This is a genomic window from Actinomadura sp. NEAU-AAG7, assembly GCF_018603865.1.
Taxonomy (GTDB): domain Bacteria; phylum Actinomycetota; class Actinomycetes; order Streptosporangiales; family Streptosporangiaceae; genus Spirillospora; species Spirillospora litoris.
Genome location: NZ_JAHFZY010000003.1, coordinates 47,134 through 71,250 on the forward strand (window position 1 = coordinate 47,134; position 24,117 = coordinate 71,250).

19 protein-coding genes are annotated in these 24,117 nt (G+C 72.8%); 7 read left to right on the forward strand and 12 right to left on the reverse strand.

Translation table 11 applies throughout. From position 1 onward, the window contains the following. Nucleotides 1-133: 133 nt before the first annotated feature. Nucleotides 134-868 (forward strand): cyclopropane-fatty-acyl-phospholipid synthase family protein, encoded by a 735-nt coding sequence (locus KLI87_RS14860; protein WP_214617557.1) that lies wholly within the window; start codon nucleotides 134-136, stop codon nucleotides 866-868. Between the two features lie 18 nt (nucleotides 869-886). Here KLI87_RS14860 and KLI87_RS14865 read toward each other — a convergent pair whose 3' ends face one another. Next, nucleotides 887-1,774: a LysR family transcriptional regulator gene (locus KLI87_RS14865; protein ID WP_156219240.1), complete on the reverse strand. Its 888-nt coding sequence runs from the start codon at nucleotides 1,772-1,774 to the stop codon at nucleotides 887-889. 192 nt (nucleotides 1,775-1,966) lie between these two features. On the opposite strand from KLI87_RS14865, the gene KLI87_RS14870 reads away from it, so the two are divergent. Together KLI87_RS14870 and KLI87_RS14875 are read left to right on the forward strand one after the other, a co-directional pair. After that, nucleotides 1,967-2,548, forward strand: coding sequence for a TetR/AcrR family transcriptional regulator (locus tag KLI87_RS14870; RefSeq protein WP_214617559.1), 582 nt, complete (start codon nucleotides 1,967-1,969; stop codon nucleotides 2,546-2,548). A gap of 4 nt (nucleotides 2,549-2,552) precedes the next feature. Continuing rightward, complete coding sequence (locus tag KLI87_RS14875) at nucleotides 2,553-3,125, forward strand: hypothetical protein (protein ID WP_156219242.1); 573 nt, start codon at nucleotides 2,553-2,555, stop codon at nucleotides 3,123-3,125. A 1-nt stretch (nucleotide 3,126) separates the two neighbouring features. On the opposite strand, the gene KLI87_RS14880 is transcribed toward KLI87_RS14875, so the two are convergent. The 6 genes from KLI87_RS14880 to KLI87_RS14905 form a co-directional block, all read right to left on the reverse strand. After that, nucleotides 3,127-3,924 carry a DNA-formamidopyrimidine glycosylase family protein gene (locus KLI87_RS14880; RefSeq protein ID WP_214617561.1) on the reverse strand — a complete coding sequence of 266 codons (798 nt, stop codon included), beginning with the start codon at nucleotides 3,922-3,924 and terminating at the stop codon, nucleotides 3,127-3,129. A gap of 25 nt (nucleotides 3,925-3,949) precedes the next feature. Then, nucleotides 3,950-4,414 (reverse strand): Rrf2 family transcriptional regulator, encoded by a 465-nt coding sequence (locus tag KLI87_RS14885; protein ID WP_156219244.1) that lies wholly within the window; start codon nucleotides 4,412-4,414, stop codon nucleotides 3,950-3,952. A 225-nt stretch (nucleotides 4,415-4,639) separates the two neighbouring features. Further along, entirely contained in the window at nucleotides 4,640-6,088 is a 1,449-nt protein-coding gene (locus tag KLI87_RS14890; RefSeq protein WP_214617562.1) for a glycoside hydrolase family 3 protein, read from the reverse strand. Continuing rightward, nucleotides 6,085-6,927, reverse strand: coding sequence for a carbohydrate ABC transporter permease (locus tag KLI87_RS14895; RefSeq protein ID WP_173390889.1), 843 nt, complete (start codon nucleotides 6,925-6,927; stop codon nucleotides 6,085-6,087). The genes KLI87_RS14890 and KLI87_RS14895 overlap by 4 nt, the downstream gene beginning before the upstream one ends. Next, a complete protein-coding gene (locus KLI87_RS14900; RefSeq protein WP_156219246.1) occupies nucleotides 6,924-7,895 on the reverse strand; it encodes a carbohydrate ABC transporter permease in 972 nt (323 codons plus the stop codon). The genes KLI87_RS14895 and KLI87_RS14900 overlap by 4 nt, the downstream gene beginning before the upstream one ends. Nucleotides 7,896-7,987: 92 nt before the next feature. Continuing rightward, nucleotides 7,988-9,259 (reverse strand): extracellular solute-binding protein, encoded by a 1,272-nt coding sequence (locus KLI87_RS14905; protein ID WP_214617564.1) that lies wholly within the window; start codon nucleotides 9,257-9,259, stop codon nucleotides 7,988-7,990. A 255-nt stretch (nucleotides 9,260-9,514) separates the two neighbouring features. On the opposite strand from KLI87_RS14905, the gene KLI87_RS14910 reads away from it, so the two are divergent. Together KLI87_RS14910 and secA2 are read left to right on the forward strand one after the other, a co-directional pair. After that, nucleotides 9,515-10,741, forward strand: coding sequence for an ROK family transcriptional regulator (locus KLI87_RS14910; RefSeq protein WP_156219247.1), 1,227 nt, complete (start codon nucleotides 9,515-9,517; stop codon nucleotides 10,739-10,741). Nucleotides 10,742-11,435: 694 nt separating this feature from the next. Continuing rightward, complete coding sequence (gene secA2 / locus KLI87_RS14915; protein ID WP_214617566.1) at nucleotides 11,436-13,784, forward strand: accessory Sec system translocase SecA2; 2,349 nt, start codon at nucleotides 11,436-11,438, stop codon at nucleotides 13,782-13,784. 664 nt (nucleotides 13,785-14,448) lie between these two features. Here the strand turns inward: secA2 and KLI87_RS14920 are convergent. After that, nucleotides 14,449-19,050: an ATP-dependent helicase gene (locus KLI87_RS14920; RefSeq protein ID WP_214617568.1), complete on the reverse strand. Its 4,602-nt coding sequence runs from the start codon at nucleotides 19,048-19,050 to the stop codon at nucleotides 14,449-14,451. Between the two features lie 124 nt (nucleotides 19,051-19,174). On the opposite strand from KLI87_RS14920, the gene KLI87_RS14925 reads away from it, so the two are divergent. Further along, nucleotides 19,175-19,369 (forward strand): DUF3046 domain-containing protein, encoded by a 195-nt coding sequence (locus KLI87_RS14925; RefSeq protein ID WP_214617576.1) that lies wholly within the window; start codon nucleotides 19,175-19,177, stop codon nucleotides 19,367-19,369. A 31-nt stretch (nucleotides 19,370-19,400) separates the two neighbouring features. Here the strand turns inward: KLI87_RS14925 and KLI87_RS14930 are convergent, their stop codons facing one another. The 4 genes from KLI87_RS14930 to KLI87_RS14945 form a co-directional block, all read right to left on the reverse strand. Beyond that, on the reverse strand, nucleotides 19,401-19,862 hold the full coding sequence (locus KLI87_RS14930; RefSeq protein ID WP_214617578.1) for a DUF350 domain-containing protein: 462 nt from the start codon (nucleotides 19,860-19,862) through the stop codon (nucleotides 19,401-19,403). 65 nt (nucleotides 19,863-19,927) lie between these two features. Then, nucleotides 19,928-21,085, reverse strand: a complete 1,158-nt coding sequence (locus tag KLI87_RS14935; RefSeq protein WP_214617580.1) for a glutathionylspermidine synthase family protein — start codon at nucleotides 21,083-21,085, stop codon at nucleotides 19,928-19,930. 4 nt (nucleotides 21,086-21,089) lie between these two features. Beyond that, the gene (locus tag KLI87_RS14940; RefSeq protein WP_156219251.1) at nucleotides 21,090-21,470 is read right to left on the reverse strand and encodes a hypothetical protein; all 381 of its coding nucleotides are present in this window, start codon (nucleotides 21,468-21,470) and stop codon (nucleotides 21,090-21,092) included. A 191-nt stretch (nucleotides 21,471-21,661) separates the two neighbouring features. Continuing rightward, nucleotides 21,662-22,531 carry an ATP-grasp domain-containing protein gene (locus KLI87_RS14945; protein WP_156219252.1) on the reverse strand — a complete coding sequence of 290 codons (870 nt, stop codon included), beginning with the start codon at nucleotides 22,529-22,531 and terminating at the stop codon, nucleotides 21,662-21,664. A gap of 243 nt (nucleotides 22,532-22,774) precedes the next feature. Between KLI87_RS14945 and recA the strand changes: the two genes are divergently transcribed. After that, nucleotides 22,775-23,908 (forward strand): recombinase RecA, encoded by a 1,134-nt coding sequence (gene recA, locus KLI87_RS14950; protein ID WP_156219253.1) that lies wholly within the window; start codon nucleotides 22,775-22,777, stop codon nucleotides 23,906-23,908. Nucleotides 23,909-24,117: the final 209 nt, after the last annotated feature.

A 24,117-nucleotide genomic window follows, 5' to 3' on the forward strand; every position in this document is an offset into this window, starting at 1 on the left:
GAGGCAGACGCGTCCGGCCCGCGAGAAGGCCCCAGTCCCGCACTGGGGTCTTCTCGCGTCCCCCGGCCTGGACCGGCGGGCGGCCCGATAACCGGTGGCCGGCCCGGCCCCGCGCCCGCCAGCATGGCGGGTCATGAACAGGGAGCAGATCAGCGCCGCCGCCCACGCCCGCCATCCGATCGCGGGCCCGCTGGAGGAGGCGTCGGTCCGCCGCCTGCTCGACCGCGCGGCGCCGGAGCGCGGACGCGTCCTCGACCTCGGCTGCAACACCGGCGCGTGGCTGCTGCGGGCTCTGGACGGCCGCCCCGGGCTCCGCGCCGACGGCGTCGATCTGGACGAGGGCGCCCTCGCCACCGGACGGGCGCGGGCCGCCGAGGCCGGGCTCGGCGACCGGGTCGCGTTCCATCTGGGGGACGCCCGCGCGTTCACCTCGTCCGAGCCTTACGACCTGGTGCTGTCGGTCGGCGCGGCGCACGCGTTCGGCGGGCTGATGCCGACGCTGGCCGCCGCCCGCGGCCATCTGGCGCCCGGCGGCGCCGTCCTCGCCGGTGACGGCTTCTGGGAGCGCGAACCCGGGCGGGCTGCGCTCGACGCGGGGTTCACCGCCGACGAGTACGCCGGTCTTCCCGCCACCGCCGACCGGATCGCCGCCGCCGGCTGGACGATCGTCTACGCGCACGTCAGCACCCGGCACGAGTGGGACGACTACGAGTGGTCCTGGACGGGCGCGCTCGCCCAGTGGGGCATCGACCACCCGGAGGACCGTGCCGACGCGTTCGCGGCCGCCGACGAGCATCGCCGCGCCTGGCTCCACGGCTATCGCGGGACGCTTGGGTTCGTCACCTTCGTCCTGCGCGAGACCCCCTGAGCGAGGCCCGACCGGAGGTCAGGCGGCGGCGAGCCGGCCGACGACCGTGTCGGCGAACTCCAGCGCGAGCGGGCTCAGCGCGTCGAAGCGACGCGCGGCCCATCCGGCGGTGAGCGGCGGCAGCCCCGGCACGGGGACGAGGCGGACGTCGCCCGTCCCCGCCCCCCACCCGGGCAGCGCGGGCAGGATCGCGTGCCCGAGCCCGAGTTCGGCCAGCAGGAGCGCGGTGTCCCAGTCGGCCACGCCGGTGGTCGAGGCGAGCCGCACGCCGTGCCGGTCGAGGTGCGTCTCCAGATGGACGCGGGACGTGGAGTGCGCGGGCAGCTCGATGTGCCGGATCCCGGCGAGGTCGTCCAGCGTGACCGCCTCGCGCCCGGCCAGCGGGTCGTCCACGTGGACGGCGAGGACCCAGGGCAGCTCGCGCGCCGGGCGCTGCTCGACGCCCTCCAGCGGCGGTCCGACCGTGACCCAGGCCAGATCCGCCCGGTGCGAGCGCACCGCCTCCAGGCAGCGGCGGCTCGACCCGGCGGTCTCGAACCGGAGCGCGGTCTCGGGATGGCGCGCCCGGAACGCGGCGACGCCCGCCGCCATGAAGTGCCGCACCGTGGTGGCGCCGGTCGCGATCCGGACCGTGCCGCCCACGCCGCGCCGCAGGTCGTCGAGCCGGCCGAGCGCCGCGTCCAGCCCGGCGATGCCGTCGGCGGCGGCGCGCAGCAGCACGCGGCCCGCGCCGGTCGGCCGGACGCCGCGCGGCAGCCGCTCCAGCAGGACGAGCCCGGTCTCCCGCTCCAGCCGCCGGACGTGCTGGCTCACGGCGGGCTGGCTGCACGCCAGGTCGCGCGCGACGGCGCTCAGGTTCCCCGCCTCGCACACCGCGACGAACACCCGCAGGTCGTCCAGGGTCATCGCCCCAAGCTATCCCTAAGAGATCAATAAGGAAACCCGAGAATTGACTTGGGTGGCCGCGCGGCGCACGATCGAAGCGCGGGCGCAGGATCCGGCGACCCGGCACAGGCGGCGACCCGTCCGGGAGTCCGGAGTCCGGACGGGCGCCGACCTATTATTTACGGATCGTTCCGTTTCGTTTATGCTCGGAGCATGAACCGAGGCCGCCCACGTTCGGAGCACGTCGACGAGGCCGTCGCCGCGGCCGTCCGCGAGCTGCTCGTCGAGCACGGCTACCAGGGCCTCAGCATCGACAGGGTCGCGGCGCGGGCCGGGGTCGGCAAGGCGGGCATCTACCGCCGCTGGCGGTCCAAGGCGGAGATGGTCTTCGCCGTCGTCGTGCACGGGGAGCGGCCGGTCCCGCCCGCCGACACCGGCACGCTGCGCGGCGACCTGGCCGCGCTCGCCCGGCACGTCGCCGCGCTGCTGTCCGCGCCGCACGCGCGGCTCGCCATGCCGGGCCTGGTCGCCGAGCTCGCCGCCGACCCGGCGCTGTCGGAGCGGTTCGCGGCCGGGTTCGTCGACCGCGAGCGGGACGTCCTCGGCGAGATCCTCGACCGCGCCGCCGGGCGCGGCGAGATCGCGTCCCCGGCGTCCGAGGACGTCGGCTTCGCCCACGTGCTGATCCTCGGGCCCGTCTTCGCCCACCTGTTCCTCGGCGGCGGGGACATGCCGTCCGATCTCACCGACCGCCTGGCGGGGGCGCTGGTCGCCGCGCTGGGCGCCAAGGAGTGACACCATGAAGACCGAACGAGCGGAGGGCACCGCGCTCGACGCGATCCTGCCCGCCCCCGACTTCCGTTCCCGCTACACCCGGCACATCGACGCCGACCCGGCGACGGTGTGGGACACGATGCTGACGCTCTCCGCCGAGGAGCTGCCCGTCTCGCGGAACCTCATGAGGCTGCGGTCGGCGGGACGCACCCGGCTGAAGGGCCCGCTCCTGGAGTCGTTCCCGACCCCCACCCTGCTCGTCGACGAGGGCACCGAGCTGGTCAAGGGCAAGATCGCCAAGTTCTGGCGGGTCCAGCCAGAGCTGGCCCCGGTCGAGCCCGGCGACGCCGGGGAGTTCACCGCCTTCACCGCGCCCGGCTGGGCGAAGGTCGCGCTGTCGCTGCGCGTGGACCCCGAGGGCGCGGGCTCCCTGCTGTCCTTCGAGACCCGCGTGCGCGGCACCGACGCGTTCGCGCGCCGCGCGTTCTCCCCGTACTGGGCGCTGATCCGCGCGGGCGGCGCCGGTTTCGTCCGGCTGGAGATCCTCGGCACGATAGCCCGCCGCGCCGAACGCGCCGCGGGCCGACCCGCGGCCTGACCTAGCCGCCCGCGAGGGCGGGCTGGCAGCGGGGGCACCAGTACGTCGACCGGACGCCCACGTCGGACGTCTGGCCGGCGCGCCGGACCGGGGTGCCGCAGCGGCGGCAGGGCCGCCCGGCCCGCCCGTACACCCAGTGCTCCCGGCCGCGCCGCCGGTCGCCGGTCGTGATGTGGCCGTGCCGCTCCTTGTTGGCGTCCAGCAGCCGGTGCGCGAGGTCGACCATCGCCTGCCGGTCGGGGACGGCGGCGACCGGCGTCCAGGGGTGGACGCCGCTCAGGAACAGGATCTCGGCCTTGTAGACGTTGCCGATCCCGGCGAGCACGGTCTGGTCGAGCAGCGCCTCGCCGATCTCCCGGTCCGGCCGCTCCCCGAGCCGCCGCACCGCGGCCGCCGCGGCCTCCGCGCCCCAGTCGGGCGCGAGCAGGTCGGGGCCGAGGTGCCCGACCGCCTCGTCCTCCCCGGCGGTGCGCAGCAGCTCCACCAGGCCGAGGGAGTAGCCGAGCGCCTGCCACTCGGCGTTCCCGAGCACGAGCCGGATCCGGTGGTCGCGGGGCAGCGGCCCCGCGCGCCGGATCTGCCAGCGGCCCTCCATCATCAGGTGCGTGTGGACGGTCAGCCCGCCCTCGACCCGCACCAGGAGGTGCTTGCCGCGCGAGCGCGCCTCATGGACCTCGCGTCCGCGCAGGTCGGCGGTGGCGTGCCGGGGGACGCGGAAGTCCGACAGCGTAAGAGGCCGCCCGGCGAGCGCCTCGTGCAGGCGCCGGGCGGCCAGCCAGACGGTGTCGCCTTCCGGCATGGAACCTCGGTGGGGCGTCGGAGGATCAGATGAAGGACGGGCTCTCCCAGGCCGACGGGTCCTCGGTGAGCTTGCGGACGGGCGGCGGCAGCTCGCCCGCGGCGATGTGCCCGAGCGAGACCGATTCGAGGATGGAGCGCTCGCTGGCGCGCAGGGCGATCCACACGTCCTGGAGCGAACGCGCGGGCCCCTCGTACCCGACGTGCTCGGGGCGCTCGCCCCGCACGCCGAGCAGCGGCCCGTCGATCGCGCGGATGATGTCGGCGAGCGAGATCTGTTCGGCCGGCCTCGCCAGCCAGTAGCCGCCCTCGGGGCCGCGCTGGCTCCGGACGAGGCCGGATCTGCGCAACTGACCGAGGATGTTCTCAAGGAATTTGGGTGGAATTTGCTGGGCCTCCGCGAGTTGGACGGCGGTCACCGGATGGCTTCCGGCGATCGCCAACTCGGCGGCTGCACGCAGCGCGTAGTCGACCCGGGCGGACAATCGCATGGTCTTAGTATCCCTTGCCGATCGGACTGGTTCGTCTTACCCCACCCGTCGTCACCTCGGGAGAGGGCCATGACGCGCCCACCGGAACCGGGCTCTCGTCCGGCGGGCACGCCACGGCGGTCACGCGACGCTCGCGCGACCCGCGCGGCCGCCGCGGGGTTCGAACGCGACCGCCGCGCGGCTCACACGACCGTCATACCATCGTCACGCGGCGTCACGGAACCGTCACGCCGCGGTCGTCAGGCCCAGCAGTTCGGCGGCCGCCTGGGCGTTGGCGGCGGCGGCTCCGTAGGTGGCGAGGTACACCGCGGATCCGGGCCGCCACACGGGCAGGCCCATCTCCACGACGACCGTGTCCGGACGCGCCGTCAGGAGGGCGGTCGTCAGCGCCCGCTGGCCCGCGTGGCGGTGCGCGTCGCGCAGCACGACGACCAGTCCGCGTCCCGTGGCACGTTCCAGGACACGGTCTGCCTCCCCTTCGGCCCCATCGGCCTGCACGGCGTCGGGAGCCCACGGGTTGAGCCCCCACGGGGTCGGGCCGACCGCGATGTTCCCGGTCGCCTCAAGCTCCACCACGAGCGGCGCGGCGCTCCAGCCCGGCAGCGATCCCGACACGCGGATGGCGCGGCGGGCGGCCTCCAGGCCGGCGGCGCGGTCGACCACGGCGGGGCTGTGCCCGGCCAGCCACTGCTTCAGACGGCCCGTGCGGCCCGCCGAGGCCGCGAGGCGCTCCTCGGTCAGCCGCCCGGCCCGCACCGCCGCGACGATCGCCTCAAGCGTGGCGGTGAGGGTCTCGGCGTGCTCGTTCGGGCCGAGGCACAGCAGGTCGGCGCCCGCGATCAGCGCCCGGACCGACGCCTCGGGGATGCCGATCTCGCCGCTGGCGCCCTCCATGTCGAGCGCGTCGGTGACGATCACGCCCTGGTAGCCGAGCCGCTCGCGCAGCAGGCCGGTGATCGCGGCGCCGGACAGGGTCGCCGGCACGCCGCGGGTGATGGCGGGCAGGTTGAGGTGCCCGGTCATCACCGCGCGGGTGCCGGCCTCGATCGCCGCGCGGAACGGGACCAGCTCGCGGCGGTCCAGCAGCTCCAGGTCGGCGTCGACGAGCGGGACGGACAGGTGGCTGTCCTCCACGGTGGCGCCGTGGCCCGGGAAGTGCTTCGCGCACGCCGCCACGCCCGCCTCCTGCGTGCCCGTCACGGCCGCGGCGGCGTGCCGGGCGACGAGCTCGGGGTCGGGCCCGAACGAGCGGGTGCCGATCACGGGGTTGTCGTCGGCGGTGTTGACGTCCACCGAGGGCGCGAAGTTGAGGTTGACCCCCACCTCGGCCAGCTCGGCGCCGAGCGAGCGGTAGACGCGCCGGGTCAGCTCCGGGTCGTCCACCGCGCCGAGGGCGGCGTTGCCCGGGTAGGGGCTGCCGGTGGCGTGGCCGCCGAGCCGGGTGACGTCGCCGCCCTCCTCGTCGATGGTCACGAACGGGTCGCCGGCCTTGCGCATCTGCATGGTCAGGGCGGCGAGGGACTCCGGGCTCGGCACGTTGCCGGTCAGCGCGAACAGCGTCACGCCGCCGAGGCCGGCCTCCAGCGCGTCCAGCACCCAGCGGGGCGCGGTCGGGCCGGGGAAGGAGGGGAGCAGCGTGCCGCGGGCGAGCCGGGCGAGGTCGTCGGTGTTCACCCCTTCACCGCCCCTGCGGTGAGGCCGGAGACCATGCGGCGCTGGACGAGGAGGAAGAACGCGATGACGGGAATGGTGAGCAGCGTGGACGCTGCCATGATGGGCCCCCAGGCGTTGCCGCTGCGGCCGAAGAAGAACTGCAGCATGATCGGCAGGGTGTACTTGTCCTGGTCTTCCAGGAAGGTGTAGGCGAAGATGAACTCGTTCCAGGCGGTGATGAAGGAGAAGATGCTGGTCGCGACCAGGCCGGGCGCGACGAGCGGGAGCATGACCTTGAAGAACGTCCGGACGGGGCCGGCGCCGTCGATCGCGGCGGCCTCCTCCAGCTCGCGCGGCACCGCGGCGACGAAGCCGCGCAGCATCCAGATCGCGAACGGGACGGCGAAGCCGATGTAGACGACCGCGAGGCCGGGCAGCGTGTTGAGCATGTCGGCCTTCTTGAGGTCCAGGAACAGCGGGATGACCAGGGCCTCCAGCGGAACCATCTGGACCACCAGCAGCATGACCAGGAACGTCGTCCGGAACCGGAAGCGGAACCGGGCGACGGCGGTCGCCGCCAGCAGGGCGAACAGGCTCGACACCACGACGGTGACGAGGGCGAGCACGGCGCTGTTGCGGAAGTACTCCCAGAAGGAGACCTCCGCGATGCCGCCGTTCAGCACGAGGTCGAAGTGGGCCAGCGTCGGGTGCGACGGGAACGGCTTCGGCGTCGTGCTGAAGATCTCGGTGTTGGGCTTGAACGCGGTGGAGACCATCCAGAAGACGGGGAACACCGCGAAAACGAAGACGAGCAGGCCGGTCCCGTTCAGGGCGGCCCGCCGGAGCAGGGAGCGCTTCATCTGGTCTCCCCCTGACGCACCATGACCCGGACGTACAGGGCCGTGACGACGAGCAGGATCATCGTCAGCACGAGCGCGATCGCCGAACCCATGCCGAGCTTCGGATTGAGCGAGCCGAACGCCTCGCTGTAGGCGTACAGCGACAGGTTGAACGCGTCGCGGTTCGCCATCCCGGACATCACGAACAGCTGGGTGAACACCTTGAAGTCCCAGATGATCGACATGACCAGCAGCACGAGGAAGATCGGCTTGAGCATCGGGTAGGTGATGCTCCAGAACGTCCGCCAGGGGCCCGACCCGTCCACGCGCGCGGCCTCGTACAGCTCGCTCGGCACGCTCTTGAGGCCGGCGAGGACGGAGACGGCGACGAACGGGCACGCCTGCCACACCACGCACACGGTCAGCACGGTGTAGGTGGACAGGGGCTTGGCGAACCAGTTGTAGTCGAGCCAGCCGCTCCCGACGAGGAAGTCGGGCAGCAGGTCGAGGGTCCAGTTGACCACGCCGCCGGTGGTGCCGAACAGCCAGGTGAAGATGATGGCCGCGGTGACCGGCGGGGTCGCCCAGGCGACCATCACGCCGCCGGCGACGAAGTTCGACATCTTGGTGCCGAGCTTGTTGAGCAGCAGCCCGATCAGCGTGCCCACCACCATCGTGAGGCTCACCGCGACGACGGCGAACAGCACGGTGTGCCGGAGGGTCTGCCAGAAGAACGGGTCGTCGAAGATCGTTTTGAAGTTCTCGGTGCCCACCGACTCGGCCGGCTCGCCGCGCAGCTGGCGGTTGCCGACCTTCTGGAAGGACATGATCCCGATCTGGACCATGGGCCAGAACATCAGGAGTGCGATCACGATCACGGTGGGCGCGATCAGCAGATAGGGCCCGAAACGGGGCCTGCGTAGGGAGCGCGCCCGGCCGGGGGATCTCCGGCCGGGCGTCCTCTTTACCGCGGGAGCGGTGTCGAGCATGCGCGGTTCCGATCAGCGGGGACGGGCGGGTGGCGTTGCCGGGCCCCGGCCGCCCGGCGTCGGTGCGCGCGGGCGGCCGGGGCGTGCCGGTCCTACTGGTTGAGCAGCGCGTTCGCCTGCTCGTTGGCCTTCTTCAACTCGGCGTCCGCGGCCTTGCCCTGCATGATCGCCTTCATCGCGTTCGGCAGCACCTTCTTGGCCTGCTCGAACTCGCCCCAGCCGGAGCTGATCGGGGTGAACTTGGTGTTACCGGCGATCTCGGTGAAGATCGCCAGCTTCGGGTCGGAGAACTTCACGTCCGAGCGCATGGACGAGAAGCCGCTGTAGTCGGCCCACGCGGCCGCGTTCTTGGCGTTGTTCAGGACCGTGATGTAGTCGAACGCCGCGTCCTTGGCCTTGCTGTCCTTCCAGACGGCGAGGTCGGAGCCGCCCGCCATGACCGGGGCGTTGCCGCCGGCCTTGCTCGGGATCGGGAACACCGCCCACTTGTCGGCGTCCTTGGAGGAGATCTTCTTCATCTCCTTCAGGGACCAGCTGCCGTCGATGTACATGCCGAGCTTGCCGAGGGCGAAGTCGCGCTGCGGGCCCTCAAGCTCGTTCTTGCCGATGTACTTCTCGGGGGCGACCTTCTCCTTGGTCACGAGACCGGTGTAGTAGTTCACCGCCTCGACGGCCTGCGGCTGGTCGAGCTTGCCGGCCCACTTGCCGCCGTCCTTGGTGGCCACCTCGCCGCCGTTGCCCCAGATGAAGCTGACGAGCGCGTTGGTCTGGTCGCTGGGCACGCCGATGCCGGGGACCTTCTTGGCGTCCTGCAGCTTCTTGGCGGCCGCGGACAGCTCGGTCCAGTTCTTCGGAGGCTGGATGTTCAGCTCCTTGAACCAGTCCGTCCGGTACCAGATGGCGCGGACGCCGCCGTACCACGGCACCGCGTAGGTCTTGCCGCCCGACTGGTCGTTGCCGAGCGCCGTCTTGTTGAGGGTCTTGCCGTCGGCCCAGCCGGAGTACTTGTCGCTGATGTCGGCGAGGCTGCCCTGCTCGATGTGAGACTGGACGTCGGTGTTGCCCAGCTCGGTGACGTCCGGTCCCTCGCCGCCCGCCGCGGCCTTCTGGAAGGTGGTGGCTACCTGCGGCCACGGCACGTACTTGATCTGGACGTCGGTGCCCGGGTGCTTCTGCTTGAACTCGGTCTCGACCGTGTCGAGGAACTTGGTCTGCTCGGGCGTGCCCTCGCCCATCATCCAGACCTTGAGCTGCGCCGGGTCCTTGCCGCCCGATCCGGACTTGTCATCCTTGTCGTCCCCGCCGCAGGCCGCGGCGGCCAGGGCGATCGCGGCCACCGTGGCCGCAACCTTGATGTACTTCACTGGGAATCCTTTCCGGCATCGCCTCGCGCGGCCTTGGTGGCCTGCGGTGCGAGTGGAACACGGCCCGACCCTTTAGGGTCCAGCCATGCCCCGCTCGACGTCGCATCGCGCGCGGGCGCCCTGCTCGCCAGTCGGCGCTCTGCGCGCGCCCCCCGCCCGGGGTACGGAACCGGTTGGCGCTTGGGCGTAAACTAACAAGAAACTTTCCTAAACAAAACCGCTCGTTAGCGGATTGAGACATCGAGGGGTGCCAGGATGGTCAGACGGCCGGGAACACCGCGGCTGCTGCGTGAGCTGAACGACCGCGCGGCACTGGACCTGCTCGTCGAGCAGGGACCGCTGACCCGCGCCCAGATCGGCGAGCACACCGGGCTGTCCAAGGTCACCGCCTCCCAACTGCTGTCCAGGCTCGAAGACCGAGGGCTCGTCGAGGTCGTCGGGGAGCAGGCCGGAGGCCGCGGCCCGAACGCCGCCCTGTACGCCGTCGTGCCGTCGTCGGCCTATGTGGCGGGTCTCGAAGTGGGGCCGGACGGCGTCACCGCGGGCGTCGCCGACGTCACCGGCTGCATCGTCGCCCAGGTTACCGTCGATCCGAACGGCGCCGACGAACCCGTGAAGACGGTGCACAGCGCCGTCGTCAAGGCGTGCCGCTCGGCCCGGGTGGCGCTGTCGCGGCTGAGCGCCTTCGTGATCGGCACCCCCGGCGTGGTCGACCCGCGGTCGGGCGACGTCCAGTTCTCCTTCGACCTTCCGGCCTGGCACGAGGGCGTCCTTGAGGCATTGCGGACCGACCTGCGCCGCCCGGTGACGATCGAGAACGACGTCAACCTCGCGGCGATCGCCGAGCGCGCCTACGGCGCCGCCCGCTCCGCCGACGACTTCGCGCTGATGTGGTTCGACCGCGGTATCGGCCTGTCGGTCATGCTGGGCGGACGCCTGCACCGGGGCCGCTCGGGCGGCGCGGGCGAGATCGGCTACCTGCCCGTCCCCGGCGCGCCGCTGCCGCTCGGCGCGGCCAGACGCGGCCAGGAGGACGAGGGCGAGGGCGTCACCGAGTCGACCACGTGGGGCATCCCGACCCTCGCGGGCGGTTACGGCTCCCTCGTCGGCGCGGACGCGGTCCGCGCCCTCGCCCACGCGCACGGCATCGGCGAGCCCACGGCGGTCGACTGCGTCCGCGCGGCGGCGGCCGACGAGACGCGCGGCGGTGTCTTCCTGGACGAGCTGGCCAACCGCATCTCCTACGGCGTGACCTCGGTCAACATCGTTCTCGACCCGGGCCTGGTCGTCCTGTCGGGGCACCTCGGACGCGCCGGTGGCGTGCCGCTGGCGACCCGGATCGAGCGGGCCGTGGGCCGCATCAGCCCGACCCGCCCCTCGGTCGTCGTGACGGAGGTGGAGGGCAACCCGGTCCTGCGCGGCGCCCTGCACGCGGCCCTGGACCAGGCCCGCGACGAGGTGTTCTCCGCCGAGAAGAGCTGAAGGACCCGGCCCGGAACGGCCGAGCGGACGAGGCGGACGCGTCCCCACCCGGCCGAGCCGAGACGGCCGAGTCGGAACAGGTTCGGCCAGGGCGGCCGAGACAGAGCGACGAGGGCCCCCACCACCCGGTGGGGGCCCTCGCGTTGTTCACGGAGCTCACTTGACCGTGAGACTCATCTATCGGGACGTGCATTGGTTCGGGACGCGGCGCACAGGCCGAGAGTGTCGGTCGAGAGTCGGCCCCGCGTCTGGTCCAGAGGTGCCTCAGGTGAGACGTGTCGTGCCGGGACGCGCCGGTCGCCTGCCGTGACAGGCGCTACTTCGCCGAAGGCGCGTCCGCGCTGTCGTGATCATGGCGCCGCGGGTCGTTCAACGCGCGGTCGATGACCGTCTGGCTGATGATCTGGCGCTTGCGCCGCTGAGCGGCGGCCCACCGTGCCGTAGGTGTCATGCCGAAACCCCGTTCCGCGGCGGCACTTTCCCCTTGGCCACCGCAACCCCGTATGCCTACATGCTCTCAAACCGGAGCCCCCAGGGGTATCCGTCTTGGGGATGAATCCGAGGTCAGACCTCATGGGGAGACCCCTGGACGGGGCCTACGCCCTGTGCTCGGGACGGTGTCGCTGCGATCATGGGAACCGTGGGTCCCCGGCCGCCCGTTGGGGACCGTGACCGACGAGACCGAGGGGATGCCATGGCGCTGCGTGATCGGCTGCGGCGCCTCGTCCAGAAGCCGGGGAGCGTCGACCTGGCGCCGTTCCGCGCGATCGTGGACGAGGCGGGGGCGCGCGAGGAGCGCGTCCGGGAGCTGGACGAGGCGTCCCTGACCGCCGCCGCCGCGGCCCTGCGTGCCGGAGACGGCCCCGTCGAGGCCGATGACCTGGCGGAACTGTGCGCGGTGGGCCGCGAGGCCGCCCGCCGCGCGCTCGGGGAGCGGCCGTTCGACGTCCAGCTCGTCGGGACGCTCGCGCTGCTGTCCGGCCATGTCGCGGAGATGGCGACCGGCGAGGGCAAGACCCTCGCGGGCGCGCTGGCCGCCGCCGGTTACGCGCTGCGAGGCCGCCGGGTGCACGTGGTGTCGGTCAACGACTACCTCGCGCGGCGCGACGCCGAGTGGATGGGACCGCTCTACCGGTCGCTCGGCGTGTCGGTGGCCTGGGTCGGCCAGGCGTCCACTCCCGGACAGCGCCGCGAGGCCTACCGGGCGGACGTCACCTACGCGCCCGTCAGCGAGATCGGCTTCGACCTCCTCCGCGACCGCCTGGTCACCGACCCGGCCGACCTCGTGCTGACCGAGCCGTCCGTCGCGCTGGTCGACGAGGCGGACTCGGTCCTGGTGGACGAGGCGATGGTGCCGCTCGTCCTCGCCGGGGCCTCCGAGCTGGACGCGGCTGACCCGCGCTACGCCGACCTCGTCCGGCGGCTGCGGCCCGGCCTGCACTACGCCACCGACGAGGAGGCCCGCAACGTGCAGCTCACCCCGGCGGGCACCCGCGAGGTGGAGCGCGCCCTCGGCGTCGACCTCTACGCCGCCGAGCACCTCGCCGTCCTCACGGCCGTGAACGTCGCCCTGCACGCGGAAGTCCTCCTGCACCGCGACGTGGACTACATCGTCCGGGGCGGCGCGGTGAAGCTGGTCAGCGAGTCGCGGGGCCGGGTGGCGCTGCTGCAGCGCTGGCCGGACGGCCTCCAGGCGGCGGTCGAGGCGAAGGAGGAGCTGGAGGCGTCCCCGAGCGGGGAGATCCTTGACTCGATCACCGTCCAGGAACTGGTCGGCCGGTACCCCGTCCGCTGCGGGATGACCGGCACCGCGATGGCGGTCGCCGGTCAGCTCACCGAGTTCTACTCGCTGCGGATCGCGGTCGTGCCGCCGAACCGCCCCTGCGTCCGCGACGACGAGCCCGACCGCCTCTACGCGACCTCCGCCGACAAGGAGGTCGCGATCGTCGAGGCGATCTCCGAGGCGCACGCGTCCGGGCGGCCGGTCCTGGTCGGGACGGGCGACGTCGCCGAGTCCGAGCGCCTCGCGCGCCGCCTCACCCGCGCCGGCCTCGACCCCGTAGTCCTCAACGCCAAGAACGACGCGGAGGAGGCCGCGATCATCGCCGACGCCGGCGGGTACGGCGCGGTCACGGTCTCGACGCAGATGGCGGGGCGCGGCACCGACATCCGCCTCGGCGGCAGCCCGCCCTCCGCCGCCCCCGGCACCGCGCCCGCGAGCACCGACGGCTCCGACCACGACCGCGTCGCCGCCGCGGGCGGCCTCCTGGTGGTCGGCACCGGCCGCTACCACAGCAGCCGCCTGGACGACCAGCTCCGGGGCCGCGCCGGCCGCCAGGGCGACCCCGGCGGCTCGGTGTTCTTCACCAGCCTCCAGGACGACCTCGTGACCCGCTACGCGCCCGACGAGGACGTCCGCGCGTCCTCCGGCGCCGACGGCCGCGTCGACGACAAGGGCGCCCACTGGATCGTCGGGCACGCCCAGCGCGTCGCCGAGGGCGTCGACCTGGAGATCCACCGCAACACCTGGCGCTACAACCACCTGATCGGGCTCCAGCGCCGCGAGCTCCTCGCCGAACGCGAGGACGTCCTGCGCGGCGACCGCGCCGACCGGATGCTCGCCGCCGAACGCCCCGAGCGCCATGCCGAACTCACCGGCACCGCGGGCGCCCCGGCGGTCGCGGAGGCAGCGCGGCAGATCGTCCTGTACGAGCTCGACCGCTGCTGGGCCGAGCACCTGGCGATCCTCGCCGACCTGCGCGAGGGCATCCACCTGCGCTCACTCGGCCGCGGCCTGGACCCGCTGGTCGAGTTCCACAACGAGGCCGTCCCCGCGGGCAAACGCCTCCTCCCCGAGGCGAAACGGCGCTCGGTCGCGGCGTTCGAGGCCCTCACCGCCTCCGAGGACGGCATCGACCTGGACGCCGCCGACCTCAAACGCCCCTCCGCCACCTGGACCTACCTCGTCCACGACAACCCCTTCGGCTCCCTGGACGAACGCGCCTTCCGCGGCCTGGTGTCCATGTTCAAACGCCGCCGCTGACCAAACCCCCGACACCCATCGCACGAGCCCCCGGAACCCCACTCCGGCCTCCTACCAGCACGGCCGGGATCGGCCATGAACGAACACCGCCGTTAACCGGGCACACGATGGCGCGCTTGCACGATCGCGGTCGGCGCGCGAGCCGCGGGCGCTGGTCTGGGCTTGTATGGGCTTGGCAGGGGCGACCGCGACCGAACGTCGCCGTGACCGGATATGCCGTGGCGCGCCTTCACGATCGCGTTCAGGGTGCGAGCCCCCGGGCACTGGTGCGGGCTCGCTCGGGCGCGGCGGTGGTCGAACGCTGCCGTTGGCCGGGCATGCGATGGCGCGCTTGCACGATCGCGGTCGGCGCGCGAGCCGCCGGGCACTGGTTTGGGCTCGTTCAGGCGCGGCCGTGGTCGAACGTCGCCGTGACCGGATATGCCGTGGCGCGCCTTCACGATCGCGTTCAGGGTGCCAGCCACCGGACACTGGTGCGGGCCCGCTCGGGCGCGGCCGTGGTCGAATGCCGCCGTTGGCCGGGCATGCGATGGCGCGCTTGCACGATCGCGGTCGGCGTGCGCTGCGGGCGCTGGTGTGGGTGCGGCCGGGGTGGCCAGGGGCGCGGTCGTGATCGAATGTCGCTGGTCACCGCTCCATGATCGCGAGTTGCTCGGCGCCGGGGTTATGAGCGGAGGCGGAGGCCGCGGGGGGTCGGGTGGAAGCCTGCGGATTCCAGGGCGGCGGCCAGGGGGGAGGTCCCGATCGACTCGCCGTCGGCGCGTTCCACGGTCAGTTTGCCCAGGGCGCCCTCGCGGACGGCCAGGGCCAGCGCGTCGACCGCGGGTTGCAGGACGGCGGGGCCGTCGTCCCAGGTCAGCAGGGTGCGGCCGCCGCGTTCGACGTACAGGACGAGGTGGCCCTCCACCAGGACGACGAGCGCGCCCGCCTTGCGGCCGGGCTTGTGGCCGCTGGCGACCTCGTCGGCGCGGGCGGGCCAGGGCAGGGCCGCGCCGTAGGGGTTGGCGGGGTCGGCGGCGGCGAGCACGAGGGCGCGCTGGCGCGGCGCCTCCCGCGGCGTCTCCCACTGGGAGGCGAGGTCGCCCGGGGGAGCGGCGGACGAGCGGAAGGCCCGCAGCCGGTCGACGGCTCCCGGGAGCGCGAACTGGGCGGCGCCCAGGCCCTCGACGAAGTACCCCCGCCGGCATCGCCCGCTCTCCTCGAACGCGCGCAGGACGGGATAGACGGCGGAGAACCCGCCGGGCGTGTGCTCGGCGGCCACGGCGCCGCGGATCACGATGCCGTACCGCTCCAGCAGCGCCTCCGCGCGGGCGTGCGAGCGGGGGGTCGGGTTGGTCTCGCGCCGGGGGAGCGGCCACCAGCGCCCGGCCACCGTGGGCGGGCCCGTCCTGGACGGCATGACGGGACGTCCGCGACGTGTCGTCCTGGACCGGTGTGTCGGACGCCCCGAGCCGAGCGCCGAGCGGAGCGGGGCCAGGGTGTCGTTGGTGAGGTGACCCGCCCAGACGAGGTCCCACACGGCGGTGACGAGGTCGGCGTCGGTGGTCGCCTGCTCGGTGCCGCGGCGCTGGTTCACCCGGTCGGAGAGCATGCGGAAGAACAGGGCGCCGCCGTCGCCCAGCGCGTCCAGGACGGCGTCGTGCACGGGCGTGCGGGTGATCTCGGTCGGCTCCGGCATCAGCAGCGGCGCGGTGTCGGCCAGATACAGCGCGACCCATCCGTCCCCGCCCGGGAGCGCGCCCTGCCCCGCCCAGACCACCTCGCCCGCGGACGTCAGCTCGTCCAGCATGGCGGGCGTGTAGCCGGGCACCCGGGACGGCAGGACCAGCGACTCCAGCGCGGACGCGGGCACGGCCGCGCCCTGGAGCTGCTCGATCGCCTGGACGAGCGCGTCGATGCCGCGCAGCCGCGTGCCGCCCGCGATGCCGTGCCAGGCGGGCAGGAAGCGGCCGAGCGACTCCGGCGGGGACGGCTCGACCTCGGCGCGCAGCCGGGCCAGGGAGCGGCGGCGCAGCGTCCGCAGCACGCCGGTGTCGCACCACTCGCTGGTCAGCGGGCCCGACACCGTCTCGACGGGCAGGAACTCGCCCTCGACGACGCGTCCGGCACCGGCCAGCCGCCGCAGCGTCTCGACGACCACGGCCGTGCCCAGCCCGAACAGCTCCGCCGGGCCGGACGGACGGAACGGCCCGTGCGTGCGCGCGTAGCGGGAGACCAGGTCGCCGAGCGGGTCGTCGACGGGTTCGAGGAACGCCTCGGGGATCCCGACCGGCAGCGGCGCGCCGAGCGCGTCGCGCAGCCGCGCCGCGTCCTCGATCGCGGCCCACCGCTCCAGGCCGCCCACCCGGACGCGGATCGCCCGCCGCGCCCCCTCCAGCTCCACCAGCCAGCGCCCGGCCTCATGGCCGGCGGTGACGCGGGCGGCCACCTCGGCGGTCGTGAGGGGGCCGAGGGCGCGCAGCAGGTCGGCGACGCCCTCCACGTCGCGGGCGCGGCGGTCCTCGGCGAGGCGTTGCAGCTCGCGTTCGGTGTCGGTGACGGCCTCGGGGTCGAGGAGTTCGCGCAGGTCGGCCTGGCCGAGCAGTTCGGCCAGCAGCGCCGAGTCGAGTGTGAGCGCCTGGGCGCGGCGTTCGGCGAGGGGGGAGTCGCCCTCGTACATGAACGCGCCGATGTAGTCGAACAGCAGGGAACGCGCGTAGGGGGACGGCTCGGGCGTCTCCACCTCGACCAGGCGGACCTTGCGCCCGGACATGTCGCGCATCAACCGCACCAGGCCCGGGACGTCGAACACGTCCTGGAGGCACTCGCGCATCGTCTCCAGGACGATCGGGAACGAGGGGTACCTGCTCGCGACCGCCAGCAGCTGCGCGGCGCGCTGGCGCTGCTGCCACAGCGGCATGCGCTTGTCGGGACGGCGCCGGGGCAGCAGCAGCGACCGCGCCGCGCACTCGCGGAACCGGGCCGCGAACAGCGCCGACCCGCCCAGCTCGTCCACCACGAGGCGCTCGATGTCGTCGGGGTCGAAGACGGCGGTGTCGAGCCCGGGCGGCTCGTCGGTGTCGGGAATGCGGATCACGATGCCGTCGTCGGCGTGCATGGCCTGCGCGTCGCCGTACCGCTCGCGCAGGCGGCCCGCGATGGCGAGCGCCCAGGGGGCGTGCACGCGCGCGCCCAGCGGCGAGTGGACGATCATGCGCCAGTCGCCGAGCTCGTCGCGGAACCGCTCGACGACCATCGTCCGGTCGTCGGGGACGTGCCCGGTGGCCTCGCGCTGCTCGCCCAGGTAGGAGACGAGGTTCCCGGCGGCCCAGTCGTCCAGCCCGGCGGCGGTGACGCGTTCGCGCGCCGCCTCCGGCGCGAGCCCGGCCAGCTCGCGGGTGAACTCGCCCAGGGCGCGCCCCAGCTCGGCGGGGCGCCCGAGCTGGTCGCCGTGCCAGAACGGGAGCTTGCCCGGCTGGCCCGGCGCGGGCGACACCAGGACCCGGTCGGGCGTGATGTCCTCGATCCGCCAGGAGCTGGCGCCGAGCACGAACACGTCGCCGACGCGCGACTCGTAGACCATCTCCTCGTCGAGCTCACCGACCCGGGAGGACTTCTCGCCGACCAGGAACACGCCGAACAGCCCGCGGTCGGGGATGGTGCCGCCGCTGGTCACCGCCAGGCGCTGCGCCCCCGGGCGGTCGCGCAGGACGCCGGTGACGCGGTCCCAGACGAGGCGGGGGCGCAGCTCGCCGAACTCGTCGCTCGGGTAGCGCCCGGCGAGCATGTCCAGGGTCGCCTCCAGCGCCGAACGGGGGAGCGTGGCGTAGGGGGCGGCGCGTTTGACGAGGGTCTCCAGGTCGTCGACGGTCCACTCGTCCATGGAGACCATCGCGACGATCTGCTGCGCCAGGACGTCCAGCGGATTGCGCGGGTACCGCAGCTCCTCGATGCCGCCGGTGCGCATGCGCTCCGACACCACCGTCGTCTGCACGAGGTCGCCCCGGTACTTGGGGAAGATGACGCCCTTGGACACCGCCCCGACCTGGTGGCCCGCGCGGCCCACCCGCTGGAGGCCGCTCGCGACCGACGGCGGCGACTCCACCTGGACGACCAGGTCGACCGCGCCCATGTCGATGCCCAGCTCCAGGCTGGAGGTCGCCACGACGGCCGGGAGGCGGCCCTCCTTCAGCGCGTTCTCGATGACGGCCCGCTCCTCCTTGGACACCGAGCCGTGGTGCGCGCGGGCGATCTCCACGGGCGCGTCGGCGGGCCTCCCCCTGGACGCGCCCGCCTGCGCCATCGTCGCGGCGGGGGAGTGGTCCTCCGGGAGGACCTCGCCGGTCGCGCGCTCGTAGGCGAGTTCGTTGAGCCGCCCGCACAGGCGTTCGGCCAACCGGCGCGAGTTGGCGAACACCAGCGTGGAGCGGTGCGACTCGATCAGGTCGAGCAGCCGGTGCTCCACGTGCGGCCAGATGCTGCGCTGGCGCGGGTCGGCCGTCCCGGCGTCGTCGACGAACTGCCCCAGCTCGCCCATGTCCTCCACGGGGACGACGATGTCGAGGTCGAAGACCTTGTCGGAGGGCGGCTGGACGACCGACGCGGGCCGCGCGCCGCCGAGGAACGCCGCCACCTCGTCGGTCGGGCGCACCGTCGCCGACAGGCCGACGCGCTGCGCGGGGCGCTCCAGGAGCGCGTCGAGCCGTTCGAGGGAGAGCGCCAGATGCGCGCCCCGCTTGGTGCCCGCCACGGCGTGCACCTCGTCCACGATCACCGTCTCCACGCCGCGCAGCGACTCGCGCGCCCGCGAGGTGAGGATCAGGAACAGCGACTCCGGGGTGGTGATGAGGATGTCGGGCGGCTTGACCGCCAGCCTGCGGCGCTCGTCGGCCGGGGTGTCGCCCGACCGCATGCCGACCCGCACGTCCGGCTCGGGCAGGCCGAGGCGCCGCGCGGCCTGCCGGATGCCGGTCAGCGGGGCGCGCAGGTTGCGCTCGACGTCCACGGCGAGGGCCTTGAGCGGCGAGACGTACAGGACGCGGCAGCGCTTCAGCGGGTCGGGCGGCTCCGCGCCCCCACCCGCCTCCCCGCCTACCGTGAGGCGGTCGAGCGACCACAGGAACGCCGCGAGGGTCTTGCCGGAGCCGGTCGGCGCGACGACCAGCGTGTCGTCGCCGCTCGCGATCGACTCCCACGCCCCGGCCTGGGCGGCGGTCGGCGCGGCGAACGCCCCGGCGAACCACGCGCGGGTCGCCGGGGAGAAGCGTTCGAGCACGTCACCCCTCATGCCGACCATCCTGCCTCGCGGGTCCGACAGAACGCGCCGCCGTGGCCCGCGTCACATCGAAGCAAGCGTTTGCCCGGTCGTCGCGACGGGCCTCGTGTCCTCCGGCGTCGGATAGCGTGAGCGGGTGCGGCTCACAGTTTTCTGGGATCGAATGAACCAGCAGTTCGGGGAGCGCTACGCCGAGAGCGTGGCCAAGGACTACGTCATCGCCCAACTCGGCGGCCGCACCATCGAGCAGGCCCTCGCCGACGGGGAGCCCGCCAAGAAGGTGTGGCAGGCCGTGGTCGCCACCTTCGACGTCCCCTCCACGCTGCACTGACCGGGGTCCCGCACGCGCGGGCCGGCGCGTCTCAGTAGACCGCGACCGCGGTGACGAAGCCGATCATCAGGTTGGCCACCGCCAGCAGGATCGCGGCGGGCTCCAGCCGGTCCTCGGCGTCGTCGGCCAGCTTGCGGATGCTGATCCCCACCAGCCGGTCGAAGACCACCGTGGCGACCGTCTGCGCGATGATGCCGACGCCGCCGAACACCAGCGTCCTGGTCAGGCCCTCCGCGAGGTCGCCGCCGGACGCGTAGATCGACACCCCGACGATCAGGCCGACGCCGACCGTCGCCGCGCAGGCGAGCAGCGTCGCGTTGGGGTTGCGGTGCTCGCGGATCACCGTGATCAGGCGGCCTGGGGTGGCCAGGTCGGTCATGTAGAAGCCGACGATGAACAGCACCAGGCCGACCCCGGCGTAGGCGAGGAGCGCCCCGGTCCCGTCCAGCAGGATCTGGCCGAGGCTGTCGTCGTTCGCCGCCAAGGTTGTCATGGTTCTCCTTAGAAGGTGGGGGGCCGGGGTCTACGGCGAGGCTCTGAACGCGTGGGCCATGGGCCTTACAGGGGAATGCGGTGCGGGACGAAGGAGGACGTGTCGTCGGTGATGAGCCCGGCCGTCTCGCGGATGCCGATCCCCGCCGACTCGTCCTCCACGACCCAGGCGCCGATCACCGGGTGCTCGCCGTCGAAGTCGGGGAGCGCGCAGAACTCCTGGAAGACGAACCCCTCCGCGCCGTAGGCGCCCTCGGTGCGCTGCTCACCGCCGTCCGGGGTGACGATGCGCATGCTCGCCCCCTCCCGTCCCAGCAGGGGCTTCTGCACGTACGAGGTGAGGCTCCCGGGCGTGTTCAGGTAGGTGGGGAGCAGGTTGGGGTGCCCGGGGAACAGCTCCCAGAGCAGGACGAGCAGCGCCTTGTTCGACAGCACCATCTTCCAGATGGGCTCGATCCACGAGGTGGGCGCGCCGGGGACGTTGCGTCCGAACGGCTCGGCGACGATCCACTCCCAGGGGTAGAGCTTGCAGAGGGTGCGGATCTCCTTCTCGTCCATGTCGACGAACCGTTCGCGGGCGGAGTCCCAGCCGATGTCCTCCATGGCGATCGCCATGCCGGGCAGGCCCGCCTCCTCGGCGGTCTCCTGCATGTAGGCGATCGTCATGACCTCCTCACCGGTCTCGTCGCCGTTCGTCCAAGCGAAGTGCACCGGCCCGTCGGCGACCCCGGGGAGGATCTCCTTCCAGCGCGCCACCAGGCGCTCGTGCAGGGAGTTCCACTGGTCGTCGCCGGGGTAGACGTCCTGGAGCCAGTACCACTGGACGACCGAGCTCTCCACCAGGGCGGTCGGCGTGTCCGCGTTGTACTCCAGGAGCTTGGCCGGGCCGGCGCCGTCGTAGCGCAGGTCGAACCGGCCGTACAGGTGCGGGTCCCCGCGCCGCCACGACTCCTCGATCAGCGGCGCGACCCACTCCGGTATGCCGAGGACGTGGTACCGCCCGGTGGTGACGACGTGCTCCACCACCTGCATGCACATCCGGTGCAGTTCCTCGACGACCTCTTCGAGCGCGAGCACCTCGTCCATGTCGAAGACGTAGTGGACGGACTCGTCCCAGTAGGGCCTCGGCAGATGTTCTGGATGCGCGGTCTTGTGGAAGGCGAGCCCTTGCGACTCGACCTTCTCGGCCCAGCCGTCGCGGGGCGTCGAACGTGTGCGGCGCACCGGTTCAGCTCCCGCTCCGGCCGCTGCCGCCGAACCCGCCCCGGCTCAGCGTCCGCCCGCTGCTCGACTTGACCTTGCCCTTGCTGGACCGGAAGGAGGTTCCGCCCGACACGTACCCCCTGGAGTCACGGCTGCCGCCGTAGTACCAGAAGTACCGGTTGTACGACGAGTCGTATCCCCGGTCGATGTCGCCGGGGTCGCAGTAGACGTCCGAGACCACCTTGTAGCCGCCCTTGGTCTTCCCGACCGCCGGGGCGTTCCGGTCCACGCAGTACGCGGTGGTCGACTTGGAACCGCAGGCGACCAGGGCCAGCGACAGCGCGCCCAGCATCCCGACCTTCACGGCACGGGAGCTGAGCCGGCGGGTGGGTTCCTGTGGGGGCAAGAGGAACACGTCCTTCGGATCGAGGGTCGAGCATCCAGAAGGTTCCGGACGGCGTGGTCGAACGCCCCCGTGCAGAAGGAATCCGACATGCGAGGCCACAGCCTAGGGGCGGTGCACATGGGACGGAAGTGACTCGTGTTCCGGTTCCGTCACATCGCGGACGCGATCGATTCCGGGTGGACGCCGGGGTGTCAGTCCGGAACGGGCAGGTGCGCGTACAGGTCCATCGCGTCCACGGTCGAGGGGAGATCGCTGACCTGCCCGTCCCCGACCTCCACCACCCGCCACTCGCCGTCGGTGCGGCGGGCGAGGTCGGTGGTGATGAACCGGCAGCCGAGGGCCCGGACGGCGGGCGCGACCGCGTCCAGCGCCGGGTCGGGCTCCACGTCGGGGCTGTCGGGGTGCGGCCCGATGAGCGCGGGCTCCCCGTCCACCCACCACACCCGCGCCTCGCCCTCGCCGTCGTAGGGCTCGTACTCCCGCACCACGAGGCCGCCCGCGAGATGGTCGTCCTGCAGGGCGACCATCTTGGCGGCGATGCCGTGCAGCTGGACGAGGTTCTTCACGTCCGGCACGAAGCACGCCTCTTCCCACTCGTGCTTGCGCGACTTCACATAGTCCTTGACCACGCCGGGCCCGCCGTTCAGCGGACGCACCAGCTCGCCCAGCTCGTTCAGGTCTCCCGGATCCTGGCCCGGTGCCAGCGGGCGCCACACGCTGTGCGGGGTCAGACCCGCGAACGTGTCGTGCCAGCCCGGCAGCTCGTGCGCGCGCCTGTAGTCGTCCGGATGGGTCAGCAGCACCGTCCCGCGCTGTTTCAGGAGGGCGGCCACCGCGGCGTACTCGTCGCCCGTGAGCATCCAGCCCCGGTACCAGAGCGCGCCCAGGTCCGACGGCACCGCCCGCGCGGCCCCTTCCACGTCCCCGCGGCGCAGTGCCTCGTGGTCGAGCAGGGCGATCTCGCCGTAGTGGTCCCGCACGGCCGCCGCCTCGCGGGAGAAGTGCGGGTCAACGCGCCGTGGATGGAGCGGGTCGACGCAGAAGAGGACGGTCAGCGTCATGATGGAACCCTCCGTGGACGGCGCCAGCGTACGGGGTCCGGACCACCGTACGCACGGAGATTCCTGCCCAAATCGGTAGACGCGACGATGATCGAACTTATGTTCGGTACGCTGACCTCTCGCCCACGGCGTCATCCACAACCGCGCCCGGGACTCGAAAGTGTCGGTGGCCCGCCGTAACGTCGCCCTCGACAACGCAAGGCAGCGGCCGAGAGCCGACAGTCACGACGAGAAGGACATCTCATGGCAGCGAACGACCGGGAGAAGGCTCTCGAGACCGCCCTCGCCCAGATCGAACGACAGTTCGGCAAGGGCTCGGTCATGCGGATGGGCGAGGAGGTGCGGGCGCCGGTCGAGGTGATCCCCACCGGCGCGATCGCCCTCGACATCGCGCTCGGCATCGGCGGCCTGCCGCGCGGCCGCGTCGTCGAGGTGTACGGCCCCGAGGGCTCCGGCAAGACCACCGTCACGCTGCACGCGGTGGCCAGCGTCCAGAAGAAGGGCGGCATCGCCGCGTTCGTCGACGCCGAGCACGCCCTCGACCCCGAGTACGCCGCCAAGATCGGCGTCGACATCGACGCGCTGCTGGTCTCCCAGCCCGACACCGGCGAGCAGGCCCTGGAGATCACCGACATGCTGATCCGCTCCGGCGCGATCGACATCGTCGTCATCGACTCCGTCGCCGCGCTCGTCCCCCGCGCCGAGATCGAGGGCGAGATGGGCGACAGCCACGTCGGCCTCCAGGCCCGCCTGATGTCGCAGGCGCTCCGCAAGCTCACCGGCGCGATCAACCAGACCAAGACGACCGCCATCTTCACCAACCAGCTCCGCGAGAAGGTCGGCGTCATGTTCGGCTCCCCGGAGACCACCACCGGCGGCCGCGCGCTGAAGTTCTACGCGTCCGTCCGGCTGGACGTCCGCCGGATCGAGACGCTCAAGGACGGCACCGAGGCCGTCGGCAACCGCGTCCGCGTCAAGGTCGTCAAGAACAAGATGGCGCCGCCCTTCCGGGTCGCCGACTTCGACCTCCTCTACGGCCACGGCATCAGCCGCGAGGGCGGCCTGATCGACCTCGGCGTCGAGCACGGCTTCGTCCGCAAGTCCGGCGCCTGGTACACCTACGACGGCGACCAGCTCGGCCAGGGCAAGGAGAACGCCCGCAACTTCCTCAAGGCCAACCCCGACATGGCGGACGGCATCGAGAAGAAGATCAAGGAGAAGCTGGGCATCGGCCCGAAGGTCGACAAGGAGGCCGAGCCCGCGGCGGGCTCCGGCGCCGAGGCGGCCGCCCCGCCCGCCTCCGAGTTCACTCCCGCGGCCAAGCCCCCCCTCACTGGCAAGCGGGCGGCCAAGGCCGCCAAATCGGGTGATTCCTAACGGTCAATCCTCCGATAAGGGTGACTCTTGACGAGGAGTGAGCGATGATCTCGTATGCAGGGCGGCGGCGCCTTACCCGGTGCCTGCCAGGCGCACGGACCTTCCCCGATGGCGCCGCCGCTCCCGTCGGCCCGGACGCCGAGCCCATCCGGCTCGGCGGCCGGGGCACCCGCCCTCCGTCGCGTCGAGGCGTCCCCGGAGGGGCGGGG